Raw genomic sequence first — 17,721 nt, 5'->3', positions numbered from 1 at the left:
CTCGTTGGAACGACTTCATTCGAGCAGGAACCGTTATGCGAGACGCCCGAACGATCCTCGTCGCCGTCAGGTCACGATTCGGGTCCGTCCGGTCGCGACTCGGATCCCTCGAGACCTCACGCGGGCTCGCACTCCTGTGTGTGGGCATCGCGCTCGCGTTCGTGCTCCCGCTGAGCTGGCTCGTCATCGAGGCGGTCACGGTGGATCCGGAGCGCACGCGCGAGCTGCTGTTTCGCTGGCGGACGGCCGAGATCCTGCTCAACAGCCTGCTCCTGATGGGCGGCGTGACGGCGCTGTCGATCCTGATCGGGGTGCCGTTGGCGTACCTCACGACGCGCACGGACCTGCCGTTCCGCCGCTTCTTTACCGTCGCGGTCGCCCTCCCGCTGGTCGTGCCGAGCTACGTTGGCGCGTTCTCGTTCGTCTCCGCCTTCGGTCCGCAGGGGGAGTTCCACGACCTCCTCGCTCCCCTCGGGGTCGAACGGCTACCCGAGATCTACGGCCTGCACGGCGCGATCGTCGTCATCACGCTGTACACCTATCCGTACGTCTACCTGACGGCACGTGCGTCGCTGCTCTCGCTCGACACGACGCTCATCGAGGCGGCTCGGACCCTCGACCACACGCGCTGGGAGGCGTTCCGCCGCGTCACGCTGCCGCACATCCGGCCCGCGACCGCGGCCGGCGCGCTGCTGGCGGCGCTGTACGCGATCTCCGATTTCGGAACGCCGGCGATTATGCGCGTCTCGGTGTTCACCCAGCAGATATACGTCGAGTACAACGCCTTCGGCCAGGAGTACGCGGCGATGCTCTCCCTGCAGCTGCTGGCGGTCGTGCTCGTCGTGTTGGCGCTCGAACAGCGGATCCGGTCGACCCGGTCGGTCGAGGGCGGCACCGGCGGCCGGAGCGGGACGCCGGTCTCGCTGGGGCGCTGGCGGTGGCCCGCCACCCTGCTGCCGGTCGGGGTCGTCACCCTCGCGCTCGTCGTCCCGGTCTGGATCCTCGGGCTCTGGCTCGTCCGGGCGGACGCCGGCCGTCCCTCGTTGGCCTTCGAGTGGAGCTTCGCGCTCAACTCCGCGACGGTGGCGCTGGCGGCGGCGGCGGTCGCCGTGTTGGCGGCCCTGCCGATCGCCTACTTCGCGGCCCGCGATTCGTCGCCGCTTGCGGCGGTCACCGAGCGCGTGACCTACGTCGGGTTCGCCGTCCCGGGAATCGTGTTGGCGCTCGCGCTCGTCTACTTCGGCGCGGGCTATGAGGCCCTCGAGATCCCCTACGCGCCCCGCATCTACCAGACGATCCCGCTTTTGGTCTTCGCGTACGTCATTCGGTTTACGCCGCAGGCGGTCGGCACGCTCCGGTCGGGCGTCCTCCAGGTCGACCCGACGATCGTCGAGGCCGCCCGGACGCTGGGTGAGACCCCCGGCGGGGCCTTCCGCCGGGTCACCCTCCGACTGATCGCCCCCAGCGTCACCGCGGGTGCCGCGCTCGTCTTCCTCACCACGATGAAGGAGCTCCCCGTGACGCTCATCCTTCGGCCGACCGGCTTCGAGACCATCGTCACACAGATCTGGCGCGCCCAGGAGGCGGCCTACTTCCAGTACGCCGCCGTTCCGGCGCTGCTGCTGCTCGTCATCTCCGGGCTCTCGATGGTGGTGTTGCTCTCGCAGGGCGGACAGGAAGGGCTGTGAGATCGAAGGCGGCGCCGCATTCCGCCGCGTGGTTCGCCGCCGCGTGAGGGAGGCTTCAAGTCCCCGCCGCGTGAGGGAGGCTTCAAGTCCCCGCCGCGTGAACACCTCGGGATGAACACATATGGTCGGTGAAGCACGTTCCCCGGAGGGATCCTCCGGGCCGCTGTCAGGCGTGACGGTACTCGACGCCTCGCGCGTCCTCGTCGGTCCCTTCTGTACGATGCAGCTCGGCGACCTCGGCGCCGAGGTGATCAAGATCGAACGCCCGGGAGAAGGCGACCAGACCCGGGGCTGGTACCCGCCGTCCTTCGGCGGCGGGGCGGACGACCCCGGCGAGAGCGCCTACTACGTCAGCGTCAACCGGAACAAGCGGTCCGTCGAGCTGAACCTCTCGACCGACGCAGGCGCGGCGGTCTTCCGTGATCTCGCCCGGGAGGCGGACGTCGTCGTCGAGAACTTCCGGGTCGGCACGATGGCCGATTGGGGGCTCGGCTACGAGGACCTCCGGGAGGTCAATCCCGAGCTGATCTACTGCGGGATCTCGGGATACGGCGAGTGGGGCCCCGACCGCGACAAGCCGGCCTACGACATCATGATGCAGGCGCGGGGCGGGCTGATGAGCATCACCGGCATCGAGGGCGGTGCGCCGGTCCGCATCGGCGTCGCGCTCGCCGACATCGGCGCGGGGATGTACGCCACCCAGGCGATCCTCGCCGCCCTGCTCGACCGGGAGCTCGGCGACGGCGGGGGCGGACAGAAGATCGACGTCAGTCTGCTCGACGGCCAGGCCGCCTGGATGAGCTACATGGCGGCGAACTACTTCGCCTCGGGGGAGGCGCCCGGCCGGATGGGGAGCAAACACCCGAACATCGCCCCCTACCAAGCCTTCGAGACGGCGGACGGCTACGTCGTCGTGGCCTGCTCGTCGGACCCGTTCTGGCCGCCCCTCTGTGCGGCCCTCGACCGGCCCGACCTGCTCGCGGACGACCGCTTCGAGACCAACACCAAGCGCGTGCGCAACCGCGAGGCCCTCGACGCCGAGCTCGAGGCCGAGTTCGCCGAGTTGACGACCGAGCAGGCCCTGGACGCGCTCGCCGAGCACGACGTCCCCGCGAGCCACGTCCGCGACATGGCGGAGGTGTTCGACGACCCCCAGATCGAGGCCCGCGGGATGCGCGTCGAGATGGACCACCCAACTGCCGGCACCGTCGAGATGCCCGGGTCGCCGATGCACTTCTCCCGGTCGCCGACGACCTACCGTCGCCATCCGCCGCTGCTGGGCGAACACACCACGGCCGTGTTGCGCGAGTACGGCTACGAGGACGCCGACATCGAGCGCCTGCGCGAGGCCGGCGCGATCCCGGCGGACGGGGGATCGGGGACGAGCGGATCGGAGGCGGACGCGTCGAAGCCCGACGCGGAATAGCTCGCTACTCGATCTGCTCGCGATACTCGTCGGCGCTCAACAGGTCATCGAAGGCGTCGTCGTCGGGATCGATCTCGACCATCCACCCCTCGCCGTAAGGGTCCTCGTTGACGAGCTCGGGCGCGTTGAAGAGGTCCTCGTTCACCGCCGTGACCTCGCCGGAGATCGGCGCGTACAGGTCGGAGACGGCCTTGATCGATTCGACGACGCCGAACGTCTCGCCGGCGACGATCGACTCGCCCACGTCGGGAAGCTCGACGAAGACGACGTCGCCGAGCTCGTCCTGTGCGAACGCGGAGATCCCGATCCGGATCGGGTCGTCCGTGGTGGTCCATTCGTGCGATTCCAGGTAGCGCCGGTCGGAAGGGACGTCGAAGCTCATCGGTTGTGGATCAGTCTGGTGTCCGTGGTAGGGTTGGGTGTCCGTGGCGTCGATTGCGGATCGAACGGTCGCGTCTCCGGCGTCCGTCGCCGGTCGGCCGCCCGTCGTTTCGCGGCGGCCGGCGACGTCGGTCGTCGGGACATACTGTCGCCTCTTCCGCCCGCGCCCTTAATGCTTTACAGAATGCAAGGAGAATGCCCCGGGGCTTGACCCCGGGGTTGAATCCGACAACTCCTGATACAAGCCATTAAGTCGAAACACCCATAATCAAGAGACAGCGATGGAGTACAGTCACCGCTACCCAGCATACCCGACACAACAGGTAGCGGCTGAACTGGAATACCACATCGACATTCATCGCCAAGCGTACAACTACACCCTGTACGAGTATGAAAACGTGGACGCCGACGACATCGGCTCCGCGTACAAACACCACTCCCGACTCCCCGGCTGGAAAGACCAGTTCCCCATCTTCTCAGAGGTTAACTCGAAAGCTCTGCAACGAACCGTCACACGGTTCTACCAGAACCTCGACGCCCTCTCCGAGCAGAAACAGAACGGTCGCAAGGTCGGGAACCTCAAGTGGAAGTCGCCACGGGAGTTCCAGAGTATGACGTTTTCACAGTCCGGCTTCGAACTCAAAAACACGAGTGGCCGACGCGCGACACTCTGGCTCTCCAAAATCGGAGACATCAAAATCCGCTACCACCGCGAAATCCCAGATACAGCGGACATCAAAGAGGCCACTGTCAAGAAGGAGACGACTGGTGAATGGTTTGTCTCCTTCGGCCTCGAAACCGACGATGCTGACTTACCCGAGAAACCCGACGTGAACTCGCTTAACACGAGTAACAGCGTCGGAATCGACCTCGGCATCCTCAACTACATCCACACCAGCGATGGCAAAACCGTAGATTGGCTCGACCTCAAAGACGAATACGACCGACTCAGACGCGAACAACGGAAGTTGTCGCGGAAGGAGAAAGGGTCAAACAACTACGAGAAGCAACGCCGGAAAGTGGCGAAGGTCAAGCGTCACATCAAGCGGAAGGTGCTGGACTACCAGCACAAGATAACGACGTGCCTTGTCCGCGAATACGACGCTGTATTCGTGGAAGACCTGAACGTGAAGGGGATGCTCGAACAGTCGCATAACGCCCGGAACAAGCAGGACGCGGCGTGGCGACAGTTCATCACGCTCCTCGAATACAAGGCCGACCTGTATGGATGTCACGTCAAACAGGTCGAAGCGCGAGGCACCACGAAAGAGTGCGCGTCGTGTGGTGTGGAGACGGCGAAGCCTATCTGGGTCAGGGAACACTCCTGTCCGAGTTGTGGCCTTGAATGTGACCGTGATGCGAATGCAGCGATGAATGTCCTACAACGTGGTTTTGCTGAACTAGGGCTGGGATGGCCCGAATCAACGCCTGTGGAGACTGCGCTCCCTACGGACACCAGTTCGGTGTCTGCAAAGCGCGTCGTGGAAACGGGAAGCCTCGGGGCTTGACCCCGAGGTGATTCACTGTGGAATCGCGACCGAAACCGCTCGCGGTCGGTCCCCGGCCCGTCGCGACGACCGCGGATCGGGACGCCTATGCTCCCGCGACCGGTAGGGCGCGTATGGATGCGGACGCCGACGGGGATGCGGGACCGAGCACGACGACGGTCGGGGGCCCCCACGTCGAACGGACGCCCGGCGTAGCGCTGTTCGTCGACGGGCCGAACGTCCTGCGCGAGGAGTTCGACGTCGACCTGGACGACGTCCGGGCGGCGGCGGCCGCCGAGGGGGCGCTCGTGACCGCCCGCCTGTACCTCGACGAGCACGCGACGCCGGGGCTGATCCAGGCGGCGGAGGCGCGCGGCTACGAGGTCGTCATCACCTCCGGCGACGTCGACGTGAAGCTGGCCGTCGACGCCACCCGGTTCGCCGCCGAGGGTCGGATGACGACCCTCGCGATCGCCTCCCGCGACACCGACTTCAAGCCGGTCGTGGAGACGGCCAACGGCTACGGCGTGCGAACCGTGGCGATCGCGCCCGGCGAGTTCGGGCGGTCGGACGCCCTCCGGAACGCCGCGACCGACTCGATCACCCTCGACGGCGACCTCGTGGAGTGACGTCGCCGGCATCGCTCATTCCGATCCGCCGTCCAGATCCGTCATCATTAATCATTCGGAAAGAATTGGTTCATCACGAACGTTTATTATCTATTGGGTCGTTCGGTCCGATGATGGCATCCGTAGTACACGGCTGATCCGCGACCCGAGACCGACGGCATCGCTTCGGCCCCGACGACCACGCCGCCGGAGGCGGACCGGACTCCCCGCGACCGATATGCGGACCCGCTCGCGGGGGTTCCGGCGACGTTCGACGCGACCGACCGACGGCGGTTGCCGAACACGATCGACGCCGAGAACGCGTTCGCGGGCGACCTCGGCGGCGACGGCACCTGGAGGGCCGAGCCACGATAGGCACGATCGTCCGGTCGGTTCCTCACGTCCCGCCCCACTCGGGCGGGCGGTTCCTCGTTCGTGGTTTGACGCGTCCGACCCCACTCAGCTGTGGCCGGCGTCGGTATGAAGCAGCGTTTAACACCCGGCCGGTCCTACCGATTCCCGGCCGATGACGATCCACCGCTCCGAGCCGGCTCGGCACCGGCGACGACGAGCCCTATGAGTGCCGAGGCCTTCTCTTTGGTGCCAAGCATAGGGCATTCTCTGTAACGTTCGCTAGTCTAGTAAAAGCTTTGATGGACAAATATACAGTTATCACTGTCCTCTGAGAAAGGTCAAATAAGCTCTTCCAATCCGGGCTGATCCAACTCATCCAGTTTCACCAACAAGCCACGAAGCTCCTCCTTAAGATCCTGGATGTCGCGCCAGTACTGCTTCCGCTCCTGCAGCTTCATATCACGCAACTGCATCAGCTTCCGGCGGATCGAATCTTCTTCATTCGGATGGGTCCCATCTAACCGGTTCTCATGCTTCTGGATTCTCTGATCAATCTCTTCCAGATTCTCGTCAAACACTTCCCGACGGTCTTCTAACTCTTCGTAGACCTGCCGAACTCTCTCAGAGATACGGACTTTATCATTCTCAGCAGTCTCTTCCAGAATTGCCTCTATTCCTTTCCAATCACCCACTACTTCACTGTCGGATTCATCCGACTCCAGCATATACTCAACATATTCCACGGAAGACTGAACCACCTCACAGCCTGCAAAAACACGGCAGAAAACCTCGAAAACCAGGTTTAATCACTGAATTAGCAACTGTAGTTTTTTAAATAACCGGTTGACCACCTTCTACATGACTGAGTACCACGTCATCTACAGCGACCAAGACAGAGAATGGAAAGTCAAGAAAGCAGCTGCACAGCAAGCCTCAGCCACTGAAGACACCAAGCAACCAGCTGTAGAAAAAGCCAAATCACTGGCGAAATCCAACCGTCCTGCCACAGTCTACGTCCACTACAAGAAACCAGGTCAAGACCTGAAACCAGTGCAGAACGAACACTCCTACTCTTAAAAAAAGGTAGAAAGCTGTTATGAACCTACGAAGCTAGCAAACCCGTCATCTTCATCCTCTTCATTTTCTTCTTGACGTCTATCTCTTCTGCGTTCCACAGTCTCAGGATCCTCCAGCAACACGTTATACCGCTTCAATATTCTCCCAAGTTCGTCGCTGGCCTCACGCATCGTACTGTAGTCCCCGATCTCCTGGAAACGTTCCAAGACATCAAGCAGCTCCATACCTACGTAGACACGGGTTCCTTTCCCACGTCCATTCTCAGCTCTCTCCTTTCTTTTACTCTCTTTATTCTTCCCGGTATTTGATTCGTTCAAAGCTGTCAGCACCTTTGGATGTGTTTATGACTTGGATTTGTAGAGTTCAAACGCCTTCACGAGGATGTAGATCATGAAGTACGCGACCACGATATAGAATACATAGGCGAAAGCGTTGTTCCAGACAATGAGCAGGCCTTCTTGTTCGGATACTTTGCGGGCGTAGGCCAGGTATCCGGTGAAGAATATTGTTAGGAAGGTCAGTACGTAGTTCAGGATCTGTAGTGGGCCGTGTTCTTTCGGTGTGTTGACGGCCAGGTATGCGAATACGAAGGCAAGAACAGTGAATGCAAGTACTATTTCAGCCATGGAACAGGTTCTGCAAACTGGTCTTTAAAAAAGAAAGGAGAGGTTGGAATAATTTTTAGGCCATTCCTCTTGTACCGCCACTGCCTCTAAACATCGAGACAAGCCCGATAATTATGGCCGAGACGACTACGAGGGCGATAATTGGAAGCCAGTTCGTAAAGGTCGTCAGACCATCCATCGCAGAGCTTGCACCCTGCTGAGCTTTCGCGTCCTCAACCTCAGCATCGTAGTCAAAGTACAGCTCGTCGCTGGCAGAGTCATAATCTGTCAACGCCGTACTGTTCAGCATCTCAAACTTGCCGGAATCATAGTACGCGTCGTAATCCGTACCTTCACTTAGAGTTGTGTTCGATCCAGCACTGGAATCATAGAATGTCACTGTTTCAGATCCAGCTGAGACACGGAGGAAGTCCGCATCAGTAGCCTTATCCACCGTTACATTGGTTGGGAACGGTGTACCAGGCTGATGCATCTCATCAGTAACTTCTTCTGTGAGATACATTGCGTCCTCGACTCCGCCGAGGATAGAGAGGCCGACGGTCAGAACTACACCAATCACCACGAAGGCGATAGCGTAGCCTTGCAGACGGTCTAGAGAGACCTGGCCTTCAGCCTTATCGAAAATGTTGTTGGTTTTCATAATCGGATTGCACATCCGTGAACAAAACGAGTGATACGTGGACGGCCTGAACTGGATGCCAGTTAGACATCTTCAGGCCGAGGAAGCACAGGAAGAGGTGTTTTCCTGGCTTTTGAACGGTCAAGAAGGAGATGGGTTTTACGCCATTCCTCTTGAACCGTTGCTTCCTCTAAACATCGAGACAAGCCCGATGATTATTGCAGATACAACGACCAGCGCGATGATAGGAAGCCAGTTTGTGAATGTGACGAGTCCGTCCATTGCTTGCTGTGCTCCTTCGCTTGCTGTGGTGTCGTTGATCTGGGCGTCGACTCCGGACAGTACTCTTAGTCCTACGGTTAGGACCACACCAATGACTACGAATGCGATTGCGTAGCCTTGTAGTCTGTCGATTGAGACTTGTCCAGCTTCTTTGCCTTTGAAGGATGCGATTGCTGCTTCGGTTGCAGCTTTACCGGTTCTTTCGTAATGGGAAAGATCCACTGTTGATTTGTCACCTCCCCCTCTTTTCGTGAGGGATGTTGCGTGGTTGTTAGAACAGGGTTTTGATGAAGGGAATTTCATCACGGAGAAGGTGTTGTGTACAGTTGTTTTTAAACCGGGTCGGACGAAAATCAAGGGTTCTCGGAAGTCTTTTTAAAGAACGAGAAGCTGTACAGTCTTCAGAAGTATGACCGACCAAATAACTGAGCAACATCAGCTATCGCAGGACGCCACTGCATTACAGCAACAACTTGAAACAGATAAACTGGCGAACAGACTGCGATTCCACCTCGGACTTGAACCAGTGAAGCAGAAAGACAAACAAGGAAACACCACCCGAGTATGGAAAGAACGAGAAAACAATCTACTGAACCAGGAAGGAGTGGAGAACGTGGTCGGCCTGGTGCGTGGTATCGTCGACAAGAACCAGACTACCTCGATCTACGACGAGACAGAAATCAAACGTGTAATGAAAAGCCTGCACCGTGCTATCTCTCTTGAACTAACTGAGAACTGGAGCGAATACGGTATCACAAAACGTGGAACCGCTGAAAAAGTCATGGAGATTGTGACTGACAACTGTTATTCTGCGTTCAAACGGGCGAAGGACGGTAGAACACTGGATGCTGTGGCGAAGACCACGAAAACCGTTTCCAAAACCACTCACGCTGATAACGACAGTGACAGCGGTATGAGCTTCTTCGGACTTGGAGGATGATATGATTGTATGAGAACTGACCTAATCAAAGACAAAATACTATTTTGGAAGAATTATTTCCCTACAAAAGCTATAATATGGCGGAAAAGAGGCAGTACATGGGTTCCGCAGTTCACTGATGCTGTCAGGCTGAAATATGATGATCAGCCTAATGCACACGTTTTCAAAACCGGAGAAGAAACTAAAGCAGTTCCACTGGATTACGTTGAAACCACGGCCGCTGGAACCGACTTCTTGATGATTGCAGAGGTCGAGGATGATGACTTCGTACCTGTCAAATTCGATCTCTCTGATAAAAATGGGTTAGTGACTGAGGACCAGGAGGGAGAGTCTAAACAGGTTGCCTCTCTGGATGCACTGGCGTTAGACAACCGTGATGAACGCTTGAATTTCTATACAAGCCACTTGGAGAAGTCAAACAAGAAGTACACTGTACCTGGATTCATCGCGGAGAACAGGGATATGGTGATGCTTGTGGTTACAGCTGTGTCGGTTGCGATTGTGATCTATGCTTTCGGACAGCAGTTTGGAGACGCTGTACCGTACCTGAAGCAGTTGACCGAGCAGATTCCAAGTCTTGCCAATGCAATTCAGAACAGCGGTGGGAATGCAGCACCGCCAGGCCAGTAACAATGGTCTGTAATCTTCTTCTTTTTAATTCTCTTTCAAGAGGTGGATTGTAATGGTTAGATTGGATTTGGTGAAGCAGAGGAAAGGAAGTCTTCCAAACAAATGGTACTATAGAATACTGTTGTTCTTGACAGGGTTTTCTCTCTTTCTCACAGCTGTAGTTGGATGGACAGGATTGCTTTTGATGGCTTATGCAGTGGTCCTGTATCTGAATGGTCGTGGGAAAATGATTGAGCAAAGGAATGATATCAATCTGCGTGGCGGTTTCTTGTTGAAGAGGTATGACCGGCGAGGTGCGTAAATCGGAGTGAGTCCTGTCTCAGTATTAGCTCTGGGAGTGGTCACTGTACTTTGGTTAGTGGTCTCGGTTCAGGATTTGCGTAGTCGATTGATTTCCCCTGTTTTTCTGTATTTGATGTTGCCGGTCAGTGCTTTTTACCTGGATTTCGGCCTGGGTTTTCTGGCCGTGGTTTTTTCCTACCTTTTCTTCACCGCTTGGGCATGGGTAACTGAGGGGGTAAGCCGTGGAGACGTAACTATGCTCTTCGTCTACGGAATAACAACAGCAAATACACCGGTTACAGGTCTTCAAACACTGCTTCTCACAGCCGGTTCCACGATGATAATTGCAGGACGTATCTTCAACATCGAGAACATACCTTTCGCCCCCGTCTTCCTCACATCATACCTGATCACACAGGCAAACCAAGTCCTACTTCAGACCTGATTGTTGCCGTAGTTGTAAGCCGCCATCGTGATCGAACTAATCAGCAACACAAACGTGAACGCAGGTTCGACCACACCGATCAACGTCAAAATAGCGGAAGTCAAAAAAGTCACGTAAGTGCTGGCGCTCACAGAATCCCGTACCGGGAAATCATTCAATGTGTAGAAGCTGATTCCCCAGACAACAAGCAAAATACCGAAGCCGAATCCACCGCCCATGAACTCATTGCTTCTCTGAAACAAGCCTTCGAAAGTCTGGACGCCGCTTGCGTTGTACGGCATCTCCGAACCATTAGGTACAGTTTCTAAAGCCACGGCAAAGATTCACGCCCTCATACCGATAATCAAGCTGAACACTGAGTACAGGAGTGTAGCGTAAAAGCCGATACGGAATCCGCTCCAAACAAAATTAGGGATGTATCTTCCAACAGTAGACTGCTGAAGACCGGTGATGACGCCGTCAACAATCTGAATTGGCGTGGTCAGGACTCCGATAAACTTCGGTACGACAAGAACACCAGCTATAGCCTGGTCAACTGCTCCTATACCAGTGTATCTGTTAGGGTTTGAAATACGGTTGTAGAGGCTGTTCGGATCATCCTGGTATTCTCCAACCCCTACTGCCCTTTCGTATTCTTCGTACTCTTCCCTTACTTCAACAGTCGTGTTGCTGTCGACATTATGACTGCTGTACAGAGAGTTGAGGAAGTTTGTTCCTCCAATAACTCCCATCAGGAATACCAGAGTTGACATGAAGAGCACGCTGTTTCTCACGACGGGTTCTGTATAGACACCGTGAAACAGTTCTTTTTAAAAATAGGAGTTAGGATGGATTGGTCTCTTCACGATCTACCGCTTAACGCCACGATCACAGCAACCACGATAATCGAGCCCAGTGCAGAGACACCGACCGTCACCAGTCCAAGCCATGCAGCCACCAGCATTCCCAGAGTGGAGAAGAAAATGCTGACAGACGGACTGATCAAGCCAAGCATCGACAAAGTCAGGAACAGGGTCAAAGCAACTACCTCTGCATTCTCCTCGAACAAGCCCTTGCTGTAGTCCAACGTCCCTGTATCCAGGATGAATGTCTCACCGTCTTTCTCAGCTGTCAGTTTGTAGTTGTACACGTTCCCAGCTGCGGTCTCATCGAACTCGCAGATCATAGAGGACGAGGCTGAAGACACAGTCACGTCACAGATCTTCTTGTATCCGATTGCCTGTCTTTTCTCCACGAACAGATTTGCCTGGCCTATCGCCTCTGACTCGTGGTCAACTGTGCACTGGTACCCGGTCACGTTACCATCATCATTCTGGGTAACCCTGCAGCTGTGGCTGAACCCTTGCTCTGTCTCGAAATACGGGGATTGGACGTTAGGATTAATCCTGAATGTCTTCGTACAAGGAGAGGTTTGACAAGCGAATATCTGCCGGTCAGTCTCTAACAGTGTTTTCCCGTTTTTGCTGATGACGTATTTGTAGTAGATCTCGTTTATCCGCATATACGTGGTTCCGACACCGTTCGAGTCGGTAGCGGATTTGGCCACTGTCAAGTAACTGTTTGAGCTGATGAAGTACCGAAGTACTTTGACTGTCGCATCTTCGACCGGTGTGCCGTCGGTATCCTCTACTTGGAAGTAAACCGGTGTCGCAAAGTCCTGTGAAAGCAGATACAGGTCAATGCTTTCAGAGACATTGTTTATACTGTAGTTGTTGAAATTGTACTGCCTGTCTTTGAATGTTTGACCCAGGCTGTTTTGATCCTGTGAACTTGAGTATTGAAGCGGTCCTGTAATGCTGTACTCCGCCCAAGACGGGTACATACAGATCTTTGAGGATTTGACACCGCTGTTGTTGAAGCCGTAGTTTCTGGTGTGTTCTCCGTGGTGGGTAGTGTCGAAATTGTAGTCAATGTTCCCGGTCAGGTTTTGGGTGCGATCCTCCTCGTTTTTCAGGTAGAAGGTTAATGCCTTTTCACCGGTTACGCCGTTAACTTGGTTGGTACAGTCTGTCAGTATTTTTTTGTGACCTGTCAGAGAGTCATTTGACACTGCTTCTCTTGAGAGCGACTCGTTTCTGAACGAGAGATTTATTCTTCCAGTAACCGTCTTAGTACTGGATTTGGCTGCGTCACCTACTAACGGGTAGTCGAACTTTGTGGACCTGGACTGGTTCTCTGTTCCGTTAAAGGAGAGATATCCATCTATATCTGCTGCTTCCTCAGAAAGTTCATTTGTGAATGAGAGGTCTGCTTGGAAGTCTTCTTTCTCTATCACTCTATCTCTTGAAACAGTAATGTTTGGACTGTGGTAGGCCTGCCAGACAGTCTGATTCTCAGTGCTGGAATTTTTTTGTTCACCCGAAGTGGTTGAAGCATTGAAGTCTTGATAAACTGCTTCTACCTGGATATTCCAGTTATACTCTGAAGCATTATTCTGCTGGAGAGGAGGCCTGAAAAGGATATTCTCACTGTAGGAAGTAACAGCTGAATTTGAGAAAGTCTGTGAAGATTTCTTTTCTCCATTCCAGAAAAGACTTGCTGTGAAGTTTTGAACCATGTTCCCAGCAGTCAAGTCTATGTGATAGGATCCTTCCTCAGTTTCGTAGATCTGCGAAGTCCCTGAAACATTGGAGATCTCAAAGTTCTGTACAGTGAATTTTTTCGTCTTTGATTTGCTGTTCGCTGCGTCATCACTGCATGAAACAGTGAAGCTGTGATTGCCTAAATCGGCAGAAACACTGTCTGAGATACTGCTGCCTTCACTGAAACTTCTCTGCTTGTATACCGAACCATCTTTCTTGAGGTCGCAGCTGATGCTTTCTCCTGGAACTCTATCGCTGTCAGTATGACTGAGGTCAACGCTGTTTTCGTAGGAAAAGTATGTCTGATTTTCAGGGCTGGTCAGTGATAGCGTACCGAAGTTGTCGGTAATGGTTTGACTGATTGATTCACTGTCTGTCTGGGCATCACTGTCTTCGAGGAAGAGTTGTGCGTTGTAGCTGACCTCTTTTTCGTCTACAGTGAACGCATCACTGATCGTCCCTGAATTGTTTGAAAGCGGGTAGGTGTGGATCTGAGTTCCTGCCTCGAAAACCCTGATTTCTCTTGTCTGTATATCTCCTTCGTTGTCCGTTATATCATAAGTCAGGTCTATTGAGTCTCCGAAGTACCAAGTAGATGGAGTGGAGCTGATTTCTCCTACCGGAGCTGTGTTTGTAACTGTCTGACTGGTGCTTGAGCTGCCTGTTAATCCTTTCAAGTCTGTAGCCTGTAAATTGACTTCGTAGGTGCTGCCGGTCTCATCTATCAAGAAAGCATCAGTGAGGGTGCCTGTGTTCTGTGTCGGACTGTAGCTTGCTATCTGGCTTCCATCTTTCAAAACTGTGATGCTTCTTGTGTCGATGTTGCCGTTCGGATCGCTGAAATTGTACTCGATGTCAACGTTGTCGTTGTACGTCCAGCTTGAAGGAATATAGTTTGCTGAGGCAGTCGGCTGCTTGTTGTCGACGAACTGTTGTTCATCGTATTCTCCTGTCGCTCCTTGGAGGTCGTAAGCTGTTATGTTGACGCTGAAAGTTGAATCAGTTTCATCTACAAGGAAGGCATCACTGATTGTGCCTGAAAGACTGGTTCTTGTGTAGCTCTGAATCTGGTTCCCGTTTTTGTAGACCTTGATTTCTCCGTAGTCGAAGTTGCCGTTCGAGTCACTGAAGCTGTAGTCAATATCGACGTTGTCGTTGTAATCCCAGTCACTCGGAGTGAATGATGCTGAGGCGGTTGGAGGAACGTTTTGAAGGGTCTGAGTTATGCTTCCTGTCCCTGTTTTTCCTTGGTTGTCGGTTACTGTGGCTTCAACGGTGTAGTCTGAGCTGGTTTCGTCGACTGTGCTTTGTTGAATCCGATGATGGCGCGGGGATCACTGTTTGAGAGCTCGTTCGAGGTTGTAAACTGCGGCGGTCAACACGAGCTCGCGGAACTCGCGGTACCACGCGCGAGGGTGGACAGCGGGGCCGAACCGACGCTTGATGGCCGAAAAGGCAGTCTCGGCCATCCAGCGTTGGCCGTATAATTCGCTGTCCAACCGTGCGTTGTGTGCGTGATCGTAAGCAGCGAACAGCCGATGACGAAGCAAGGGCCGGACGCCCTCTGAACGGAGGGCGTCCCGGAGAGATTGGTCGTCATAACCCTTGTCGCCGGCGAGACTCTCGATTTTCTCGGTGTTACGAAGGGCAACTCGACGGCCAGTTTGCGTGTCGTGAGGCCAGTGTGCCGAGCAGTGAATATCGAGGATGGCACACGAGTCTGTATCGACGAGGGCCGTCGTTTTGAGCGTGCGTATGTGGCGATCCGAGCGGTGTTGATAGTGCCTCGATGCCGTTTCGCGGTCGAAGAAGGTGGCATCGATCGCTCCATGCGAGCCCGGATCGCAGATCTTCGCAGACTCCCGAAGGAATCCTCGCCACACCGACATGGGCACCCTCTCAAACGACCGATACAGCGTTGAGGGTGCGGGAAATGCCGTTCGCGACAGCTGTAACAGACCACGAACTCGATCCATCTCACTCGCCCAATCCACGATCTCGCGGTACGTCGCATCCATGTGAACCCGCAAAAAGTGGAGCGTGACATGCTTCCAACCGGGAAATCCGTTGCCAGTCGGATCACTCACCGCCGTTGGACTGGCGGCACAGCGCTTTTGAGCCAGCGACGCGGCTTGCTTAACGAAGCGGAAGAGTATGTTGGACACATTCGACTCTTCCGCTTCGCTACTGCCTTCAGAGCGACGCTATCCCACCGCCTTCTGCGGATTCAACAGAGCATTTTCAGGATGTAGGTGCGTCCTCTTCGGCCAACTCGACGCTGCCATCTCCAGCCACAATTAACTGGTACCCGGAGTAGTGGAAAGACACTATCCCGTCCGTGCTCATCGAGGATACCAACTTGTCCAGGGCATCGGCGTCGACCACGTCATAGAGCGGTGTCTCCAACTCGGTAGAATCAACGTCTTCCTGTTGAGCAACTTTCTCGACAACAGCCTGACTCGCCGTACTGTTATTATTCAGTTCCACAATCAAATCTCTCCGTAAGCTCGTTAACCCGGTCTAAGACGTTCAACCAGTAAAAATGGGTCGAATCATAGGGCACACAACCTCAATCAGCTTCCGCAGTTATCTCCACAGAACCGGTTTCCCTGAGCTGTTCAACTTCCTCAGGGGAGAGGAAGACAGGTGCGCCTACAACGTCTCCTGCCTTGTCCGTGACCGGCGAGATCTGGTGTTCTCCGATGACTGATTCTCACCTCCATCCGTCCTGGCGTACAGGTTAAGGGGTTTGATGATCTCCAGGTACTCGTCCCGGACCTGATCCCTGGGAATCTTCGTATAGAGATCCATGACCTCCTGGTCGCCGTCGCCACGCAGATACCGGGTGAAGTGATCCGGAAGCCCGTTGTTCCTCATCTGGGACGTGAAGATCGTCCTGTAATAGTGAGGAGTAAATTTGTGGTGCCAACGCTTCTCGTCCACGTCGTCCATGACTCCGGCTTTGACAGCTGCCTTCCGAACCTCTCTCCGAAGCCGTTCCTTCCCTATCGGACCGCCACGGATCGACGTGAACAGGTACTCCGACTTGCTGGAAGAGATCGCCCGGAGCCGTTGAACTGCTTGCACCGTCTCGTCGTCCACCGGGTTGACCGTGGTCGTACCACCCTTCCTATCTCGGAATCGGATGAAACCGTCCTCCAGGTTGTTCAGATCCTCCTCCTTCAGGTTCAGTGCCTCCTGGATTCGGACACCGGTCTTCGCCAGGATGACGGCAGCGGTCTTGTCCCTGGGATCTGGAATGTTCTTGACTATCTGCTTCCCGTTCTCCCACGTAGCTGTCTCCGGTCGTGGCTTCTTCTCCTTCGGGATTTCCTCAAGAACAACCTTGGCTGGGTTGCCGGTGATGTCCTCGAACCGTGGCCGGAACAAGGCCCAGGTGTAGAAGCTACTGAGTGATTCAACGTACCGGCGTTTCGTGTTCCGTGCTACCTCCCGGTCGTTGAGGTCGAGAACGTATTCCTCGATGTCACCAACCGTTACCTCTGAGGGATGGGTGTCAGGGAACCACTCGTGGAAGAACCGGGCAGCAGTCCTGCTGTAAGCGTTCAAGGTTCTTCGGGATTTGCCTGTCGAGTCCTTGCTGCGGAGCCAGTCGTTGATGCAGCTGTGTTTGTTCTTGAAGACTCGTTCCTCCCAGGTATCCGAGTCCAGCAGGACTTCGTACTTCTTGGCCGCCATCTATGCTGCACCTCCGTTGTCCTCAGTCAGTTTCCAGCCCCAGCCACGTTCGTACTCTACCATGTCCTGGGCGGCCAGGAAGTAGAGCTGGTTCTCGACTGGTTGCCGTAGAACATCATCCAGGATTCCTTCCTCAACGATACGCCGGAGAATATCCTCCAGGGATTGGTACTGGTCGGTGAGAACGTCCTGTTTCAGGGTGGATGGGTCGAAGCTGATTGCCTCAGAACTCTCAGACTCCTTCTCCTCAACACGCTTCTGGAGCCGTGAGACTTCATCCTCAAGCTCCTGAACACGCTTCTGGTTGCACGTGGCACCGTTCAGGCCGTGCCGTCGGTAGGCTCGGGCCTCCTGGATCAAAGAGTACAGGTAACGGCTCCGGGACTTCCCGTTTTCCTCGGCTTCCTCATCCCACTGTTTGAAATCTTCTTCCTTGCATACGACCTGGGCGACTTCGGTGTCTCCAGCGAAGCCACTGGTCTGCTTCCACTTTTGCTTGTCTTCTGACATTCTTGTTTCACCTTTCGGGGGTGGAGAAAAACGGGGGATACCCGGTTTCGACCTCTCTCACAGGTTAGATTACCTGTCAAGATTT

The 17,721-nt window shown here is 55.3% G+C and carries 21 protein-coding genes; 8 read left to right on the top strand and 13 right to left on the bottom strand.

The features are described from left to right. The first annotated feature begins 35 nt into the window (after nt 1–35). Together CPZ00_RS03310 and CPZ00_RS03305 are read left to right on the top strand one after the other, a co-directional pair. A complete protein-coding gene (locus CPZ00_RS03310) occupies nt 36–1,688 on the top strand; it encodes an ABC transporter permease (protein WP_096389617.1) in 1,653 nt (550 codons plus the stop codon). Nucleotides 1,689–1,809: 121 nt separating this feature from the next. Next, nucleotides 1,810–3,114, top strand: coding sequence for a CaiB/BaiF CoA transferase family protein (locus CPZ00_RS03305; protein ID WP_096389616.1), 1,305 nt, complete (start codon nt 1,810–1,812; stop codon nt 3,112–3,114). Nucleotides 3,115–3,118: 4 nt separating this feature from the next. On the opposite strand, the gene gcvH is transcribed toward CPZ00_RS03305, so the two are convergent. Continuing rightward, entirely contained in the window at nt 3,119–3,496 is a 378-nt protein-coding gene (gene gcvH, locus CPZ00_RS03300) for a glycine cleavage system protein GcvH (protein WP_096389615.1), read from the bottom strand. A gap of 280 nt (nt 3,497–3,776) precedes the next feature. Here gcvH and CPZ00_RS03295 point away from each other — a divergent pair, with 280 nt between their 5' ends. Both CPZ00_RS03295 and CPZ00_RS03290 read left to right on the top strand, forming a co-directional pair. Next, entirely contained in the window at nt 3,777–5,003 is a 1,227-nt protein-coding gene (locus tag CPZ00_RS03295) for an RNA-guided endonuclease InsQ/TnpB family protein (RefSeq protein WP_096389614.1), read from the top strand. 113 nt (nt 5,004–5,116) lie between these two features. Continuing rightward, a complete protein-coding gene (locus CPZ00_RS03290) occupies nt 5,117–5,611 on the top strand; it encodes an NYN domain-containing protein (protein WP_233255128.1) in 495 nt (164 codons plus the stop codon). Between the two features lie 671 nt (nt 5,612–6,282). Here the strand turns inward: CPZ00_RS03290 and CPZ00_RS03280 are convergent. Beyond that, nucleotides 6,283–6,702: a hypothetical protein gene (locus CPZ00_RS03280; protein ID WP_096389612.1), complete on the bottom strand. Its 420-nt coding sequence runs from the start codon at nt 6,700–6,702 to the stop codon at nt 6,283–6,285. A 100-nt stretch (nt 6,703–6,802) separates the two neighbouring features. Here CPZ00_RS03280 and CPZ00_RS03275 point away from each other — a divergent pair, with 100 nt between their 5' ends. Continuing rightward, nucleotides 6,803–7,021 (top strand): DUF2188 domain-containing protein, encoded by a 219-nt coding sequence (locus CPZ00_RS03275; protein WP_096389611.1) that lies wholly within the window; start codon nt 6,803–6,805, stop codon nt 7,019–7,021. A 17-nt stretch (nt 7,022–7,038) separates the two neighbouring features. Here CPZ00_RS03275 and CPZ00_RS03270 read toward each other — a convergent pair whose 3' ends face one another. The 4 genes from CPZ00_RS03270 to CPZ00_RS15265 form a co-directional block, all read right to left on the bottom strand. After that, nucleotides 7,039–7,338 (bottom strand): hypothetical protein, encoded by a 300-nt coding sequence (locus CPZ00_RS03270; RefSeq protein WP_157744165.1) that lies wholly within the window; start codon nt 7,336–7,338, stop codon nt 7,039–7,041. A 24-nt stretch (nt 7,339–7,362) separates the two neighbouring features. Next, nucleotides 7,363–7,647 (bottom strand): hypothetical protein, encoded by a 285-nt coding sequence (locus CPZ00_RS03265; RefSeq protein ID WP_096389609.1) that lies wholly within the window; start codon nt 7,645–7,647, stop codon nt 7,363–7,365. A gap of 55 nt (nt 7,648–7,702) precedes the next feature. Continuing rightward, entirely contained in the window at nt 7,703–8,287 is a 585-nt protein-coding gene (locus CPZ00_RS03260; RefSeq protein ID WP_096389608.1) for a hypothetical protein, read from the bottom strand. Nucleotides 8,288–8,425: 138 nt separating this feature from the next. Next, a complete protein-coding gene (locus CPZ00_RS15265) occupies nt 8,426–8,851 on the bottom strand; it encodes a hypothetical protein (protein WP_157744164.1) in 426 nt (141 codons plus the stop codon). Between the two features lie 106 nt (nt 8,852–8,957). On the opposite strand from CPZ00_RS15265, the gene CPZ00_RS15260 reads away from it, so the two are divergent. The 3 genes from CPZ00_RS15260 (at nt 8,958) to CPZ00_RS15250 (ending at nt 10,845) form a co-directional block, all read left to right on the top strand. Then, on the top strand, nt 8,958–9,488 hold the full coding sequence (locus CPZ00_RS15260) for a hypothetical protein (RefSeq protein ID WP_157744163.1): 531 nt from the start codon (nt 8,958–8,960) through the stop codon (nt 9,486–9,488). Between the two features lie 9 nt (nt 9,489–9,497). Continuing rightward, complete coding sequence (locus CPZ00_RS15255; protein WP_157744162.1) at nt 9,498–10,118, top strand: hypothetical protein; 621 nt, start codon at nt 9,498–9,500, stop codon at nt 10,116–10,118. A 538-nt stretch (nt 10,119–10,656) separates the two neighbouring features. Further along, nucleotides 10,657–10,845, top strand: coding sequence for a hypothetical protein (locus tag CPZ00_RS15250; protein ID WP_157744161.1), 189 nt, complete (start codon nt 10,657–10,659; stop codon nt 10,843–10,845). On the opposite strand, the gene CPZ00_RS03240 is transcribed toward CPZ00_RS15250, so the two are convergent. The 7 genes from CPZ00_RS03240 to CPZ00_RS03215 form a co-directional block, all read right to left on the bottom strand. Further along, complete coding sequence (locus CPZ00_RS03240; RefSeq protein WP_096389604.1) at nt 10,836–11,126, bottom strand: hypothetical protein; 291 nt, start codon at nt 11,124–11,126, stop codon at nt 10,836–10,838. The two genes, CPZ00_RS15250 and CPZ00_RS03240, sit on opposite strands and share 10 nt — an antisense overlap. Nucleotides 11,127–11,168: 42 nt before the next feature. Then, on the bottom strand, nt 11,169–11,597 hold the full coding sequence (locus tag CPZ00_RS15245; RefSeq protein WP_157744160.1) for a hypothetical protein: 429 nt from the start codon (nt 11,595–11,597) through the stop codon (nt 11,169–11,171). A gap of 89 nt (nt 11,598–11,686) precedes the next feature. Then, nucleotides 11,687–14,224 carry a hypothetical protein gene (locus tag CPZ00_RS15240; protein ID WP_157744159.1) on the bottom strand — a complete coding sequence of 846 codons (2,538 nt, stop codon included), beginning with the start codon at nt 14,222–14,224 and terminating at the stop codon, nt 11,687–11,689. A 537-nt stretch (nt 14,225–14,761) separates the two neighbouring features. Continuing rightward, the gene (locus tag CPZ00_RS03230; RefSeq protein ID WP_394338434.1) at nt 14,762–15,583 is read right to left on the bottom strand and encodes an IS5 family transposase; all 822 of its coding nucleotides are present in this window, start codon (nt 15,581–15,583) and stop codon (nt 14,762–14,764) included. 85 nt (nt 15,584–15,668) lie between these two features. Next, nucleotides 15,669–15,914, bottom strand: coding sequence for a HalOD1 output domain-containing protein (locus CPZ00_RS03225; protein ID WP_199243383.1), 246 nt, complete (start codon nt 15,912–15,914; stop codon nt 15,669–15,671). Nucleotides 15,915–16,079: 165 nt separating this feature from the next. Then, nucleotides 16,080–17,126, bottom strand: a complete 1,047-nt coding sequence (locus tag CPZ00_RS03220) for a tyrosine-type recombinase/integrase (protein WP_096389600.1) — start codon at nt 17,124–17,126, stop codon at nt 16,080–16,082. Next, nucleotides 17,127–17,636: a hypothetical protein gene (locus CPZ00_RS03215; protein WP_096389599.1), complete on the bottom strand. Its 510-nt coding sequence runs from the start codon at nt 17,634–17,636 to the stop codon at nt 17,127–17,129. Between the last annotated feature and the right edge of the window lie 85 nt (nt 17,637–17,721).

Source organism: Halopenitus persicus, from assembly GCF_002355635.1.
GTDB classification, from domain to species: domain Archaea; phylum Halobacteriota; class Halobacteria; order Halobacteriales; family Haloferacaceae; genus Halopenitus; species Halopenitus persicus_A.
This window is presented reverse-complemented; position numbering and strand designations above follow the sequence as displayed.

What these genes read in the sequence shown, in the direction of transcription:
- CPZ00_RS03310 (WP_096389617.1), top strand. Translation starts at nt 36, where the DNA reads ATGCGAGACGCCCGAACGATCCTCGTCGCCGTCAGGTCACGATTCGGG.
- CPZ00_RS03305 (WP_096389616.1), top strand. Translation starts at nt 1,810, where the DNA reads ATGGTCGGTGAAGCACGTTCCCCGGAGGGATCCTCCGGGCCGCTGTCA.
- gcvH (WP_096389615.1), bottom strand. Translation starts at nt 3,496, where the DNA reads ATGAGCTTCGACGTCCCTTCCGACCGGCGCTACCTGGAATCGCACGAA.
- CPZ00_RS03295 (WP_096389614.1), top strand. Translation starts at nt 3,777, where the DNA reads ATGGAGTACAGTCACCGCTACCCAGCATACCCGACACAACAGGTAGCG.
- CPZ00_RS03290 (WP_233255128.1), top strand. Translation starts at nt 5,117, where the DNA reads ATGGATGCGGACGCCGACGGGGATGCGGGACCGAGCACGACGACGGTC.
- CPZ00_RS03275 (WP_096389611.1), top strand. Translation starts at nt 6,803, where the DNA reads ATGACTGAGTACCACGTCATCTACAGCGACCAAGACAGAGAATGGAAA.
- CPZ00_RS03265 (WP_096389609.1), bottom strand. Translation starts at nt 7,647, where the DNA reads ATGGCTGAAATAGTACTTGCATTCACTGTTCTTGCCTTCGTATTCGCA.
- CPZ00_RS03260 (WP_096389608.1), bottom strand. Translation starts at nt 8,287, where the DNA reads ATGAAAACCAACAACATTTTCGATAAGGCTGAAGGCCAGGTCTCTCTA.
- CPZ00_RS15265 (WP_157744164.1), bottom strand. Translation starts at nt 8,851, where the DNA reads ATGAAATTCCCTTCATCAAAACCCTGTTCTAACAACCACGCAACATCC.
- CPZ00_RS15260 (WP_157744163.1), top strand. Translation starts at nt 8,958, where the DNA reads ATGACCGACCAAATAACTGAGCAACATCAGCTATCGCAGGACGCCACT.
- CPZ00_RS15255 (WP_157744162.1), top strand. Translation starts at nt 9,498, where the DNA reads ATGAGAACTGACCTAATCAAAGACAAAATACTATTTTGGAAGAATTAT.
- CPZ00_RS15250 (WP_157744161.1), top strand. Translation starts at nt 10,657, where the DNA reads ATGCTCTTCGTCTACGGAATAACAACAGCAAATACACCGGTTACAGGT.
- CPZ00_RS03240 (WP_096389604.1), bottom strand. Translation starts at nt 11,126, where the DNA reads ATGCCGTACAACGCAAGCGGCGTCCAGACTTTCGAAGGCTTGTTTCAG.
- CPZ00_RS15245 (WP_157744160.1), bottom strand. Translation starts at nt 11,597, where the DNA reads ATGTCAACTCTGGTATTCCTGATGGGAGTTATTGGAGGAACAAACTTC.
- CPZ00_RS03220 (WP_096389600.1), bottom strand. Translation starts at nt 17,126, where the DNA reads ATGGCGGCCAAGAAGTACGAAGTCCTGCTGGACTCGGATACCTGGGAG.
- CPZ00_RS03215 (WP_096389599.1), bottom strand. Translation starts at nt 17,636, where the DNA reads ATGTCAGAAGACAAGCAAAAGTGGAAGCAGACCAGTGGCTTCGCTGGA.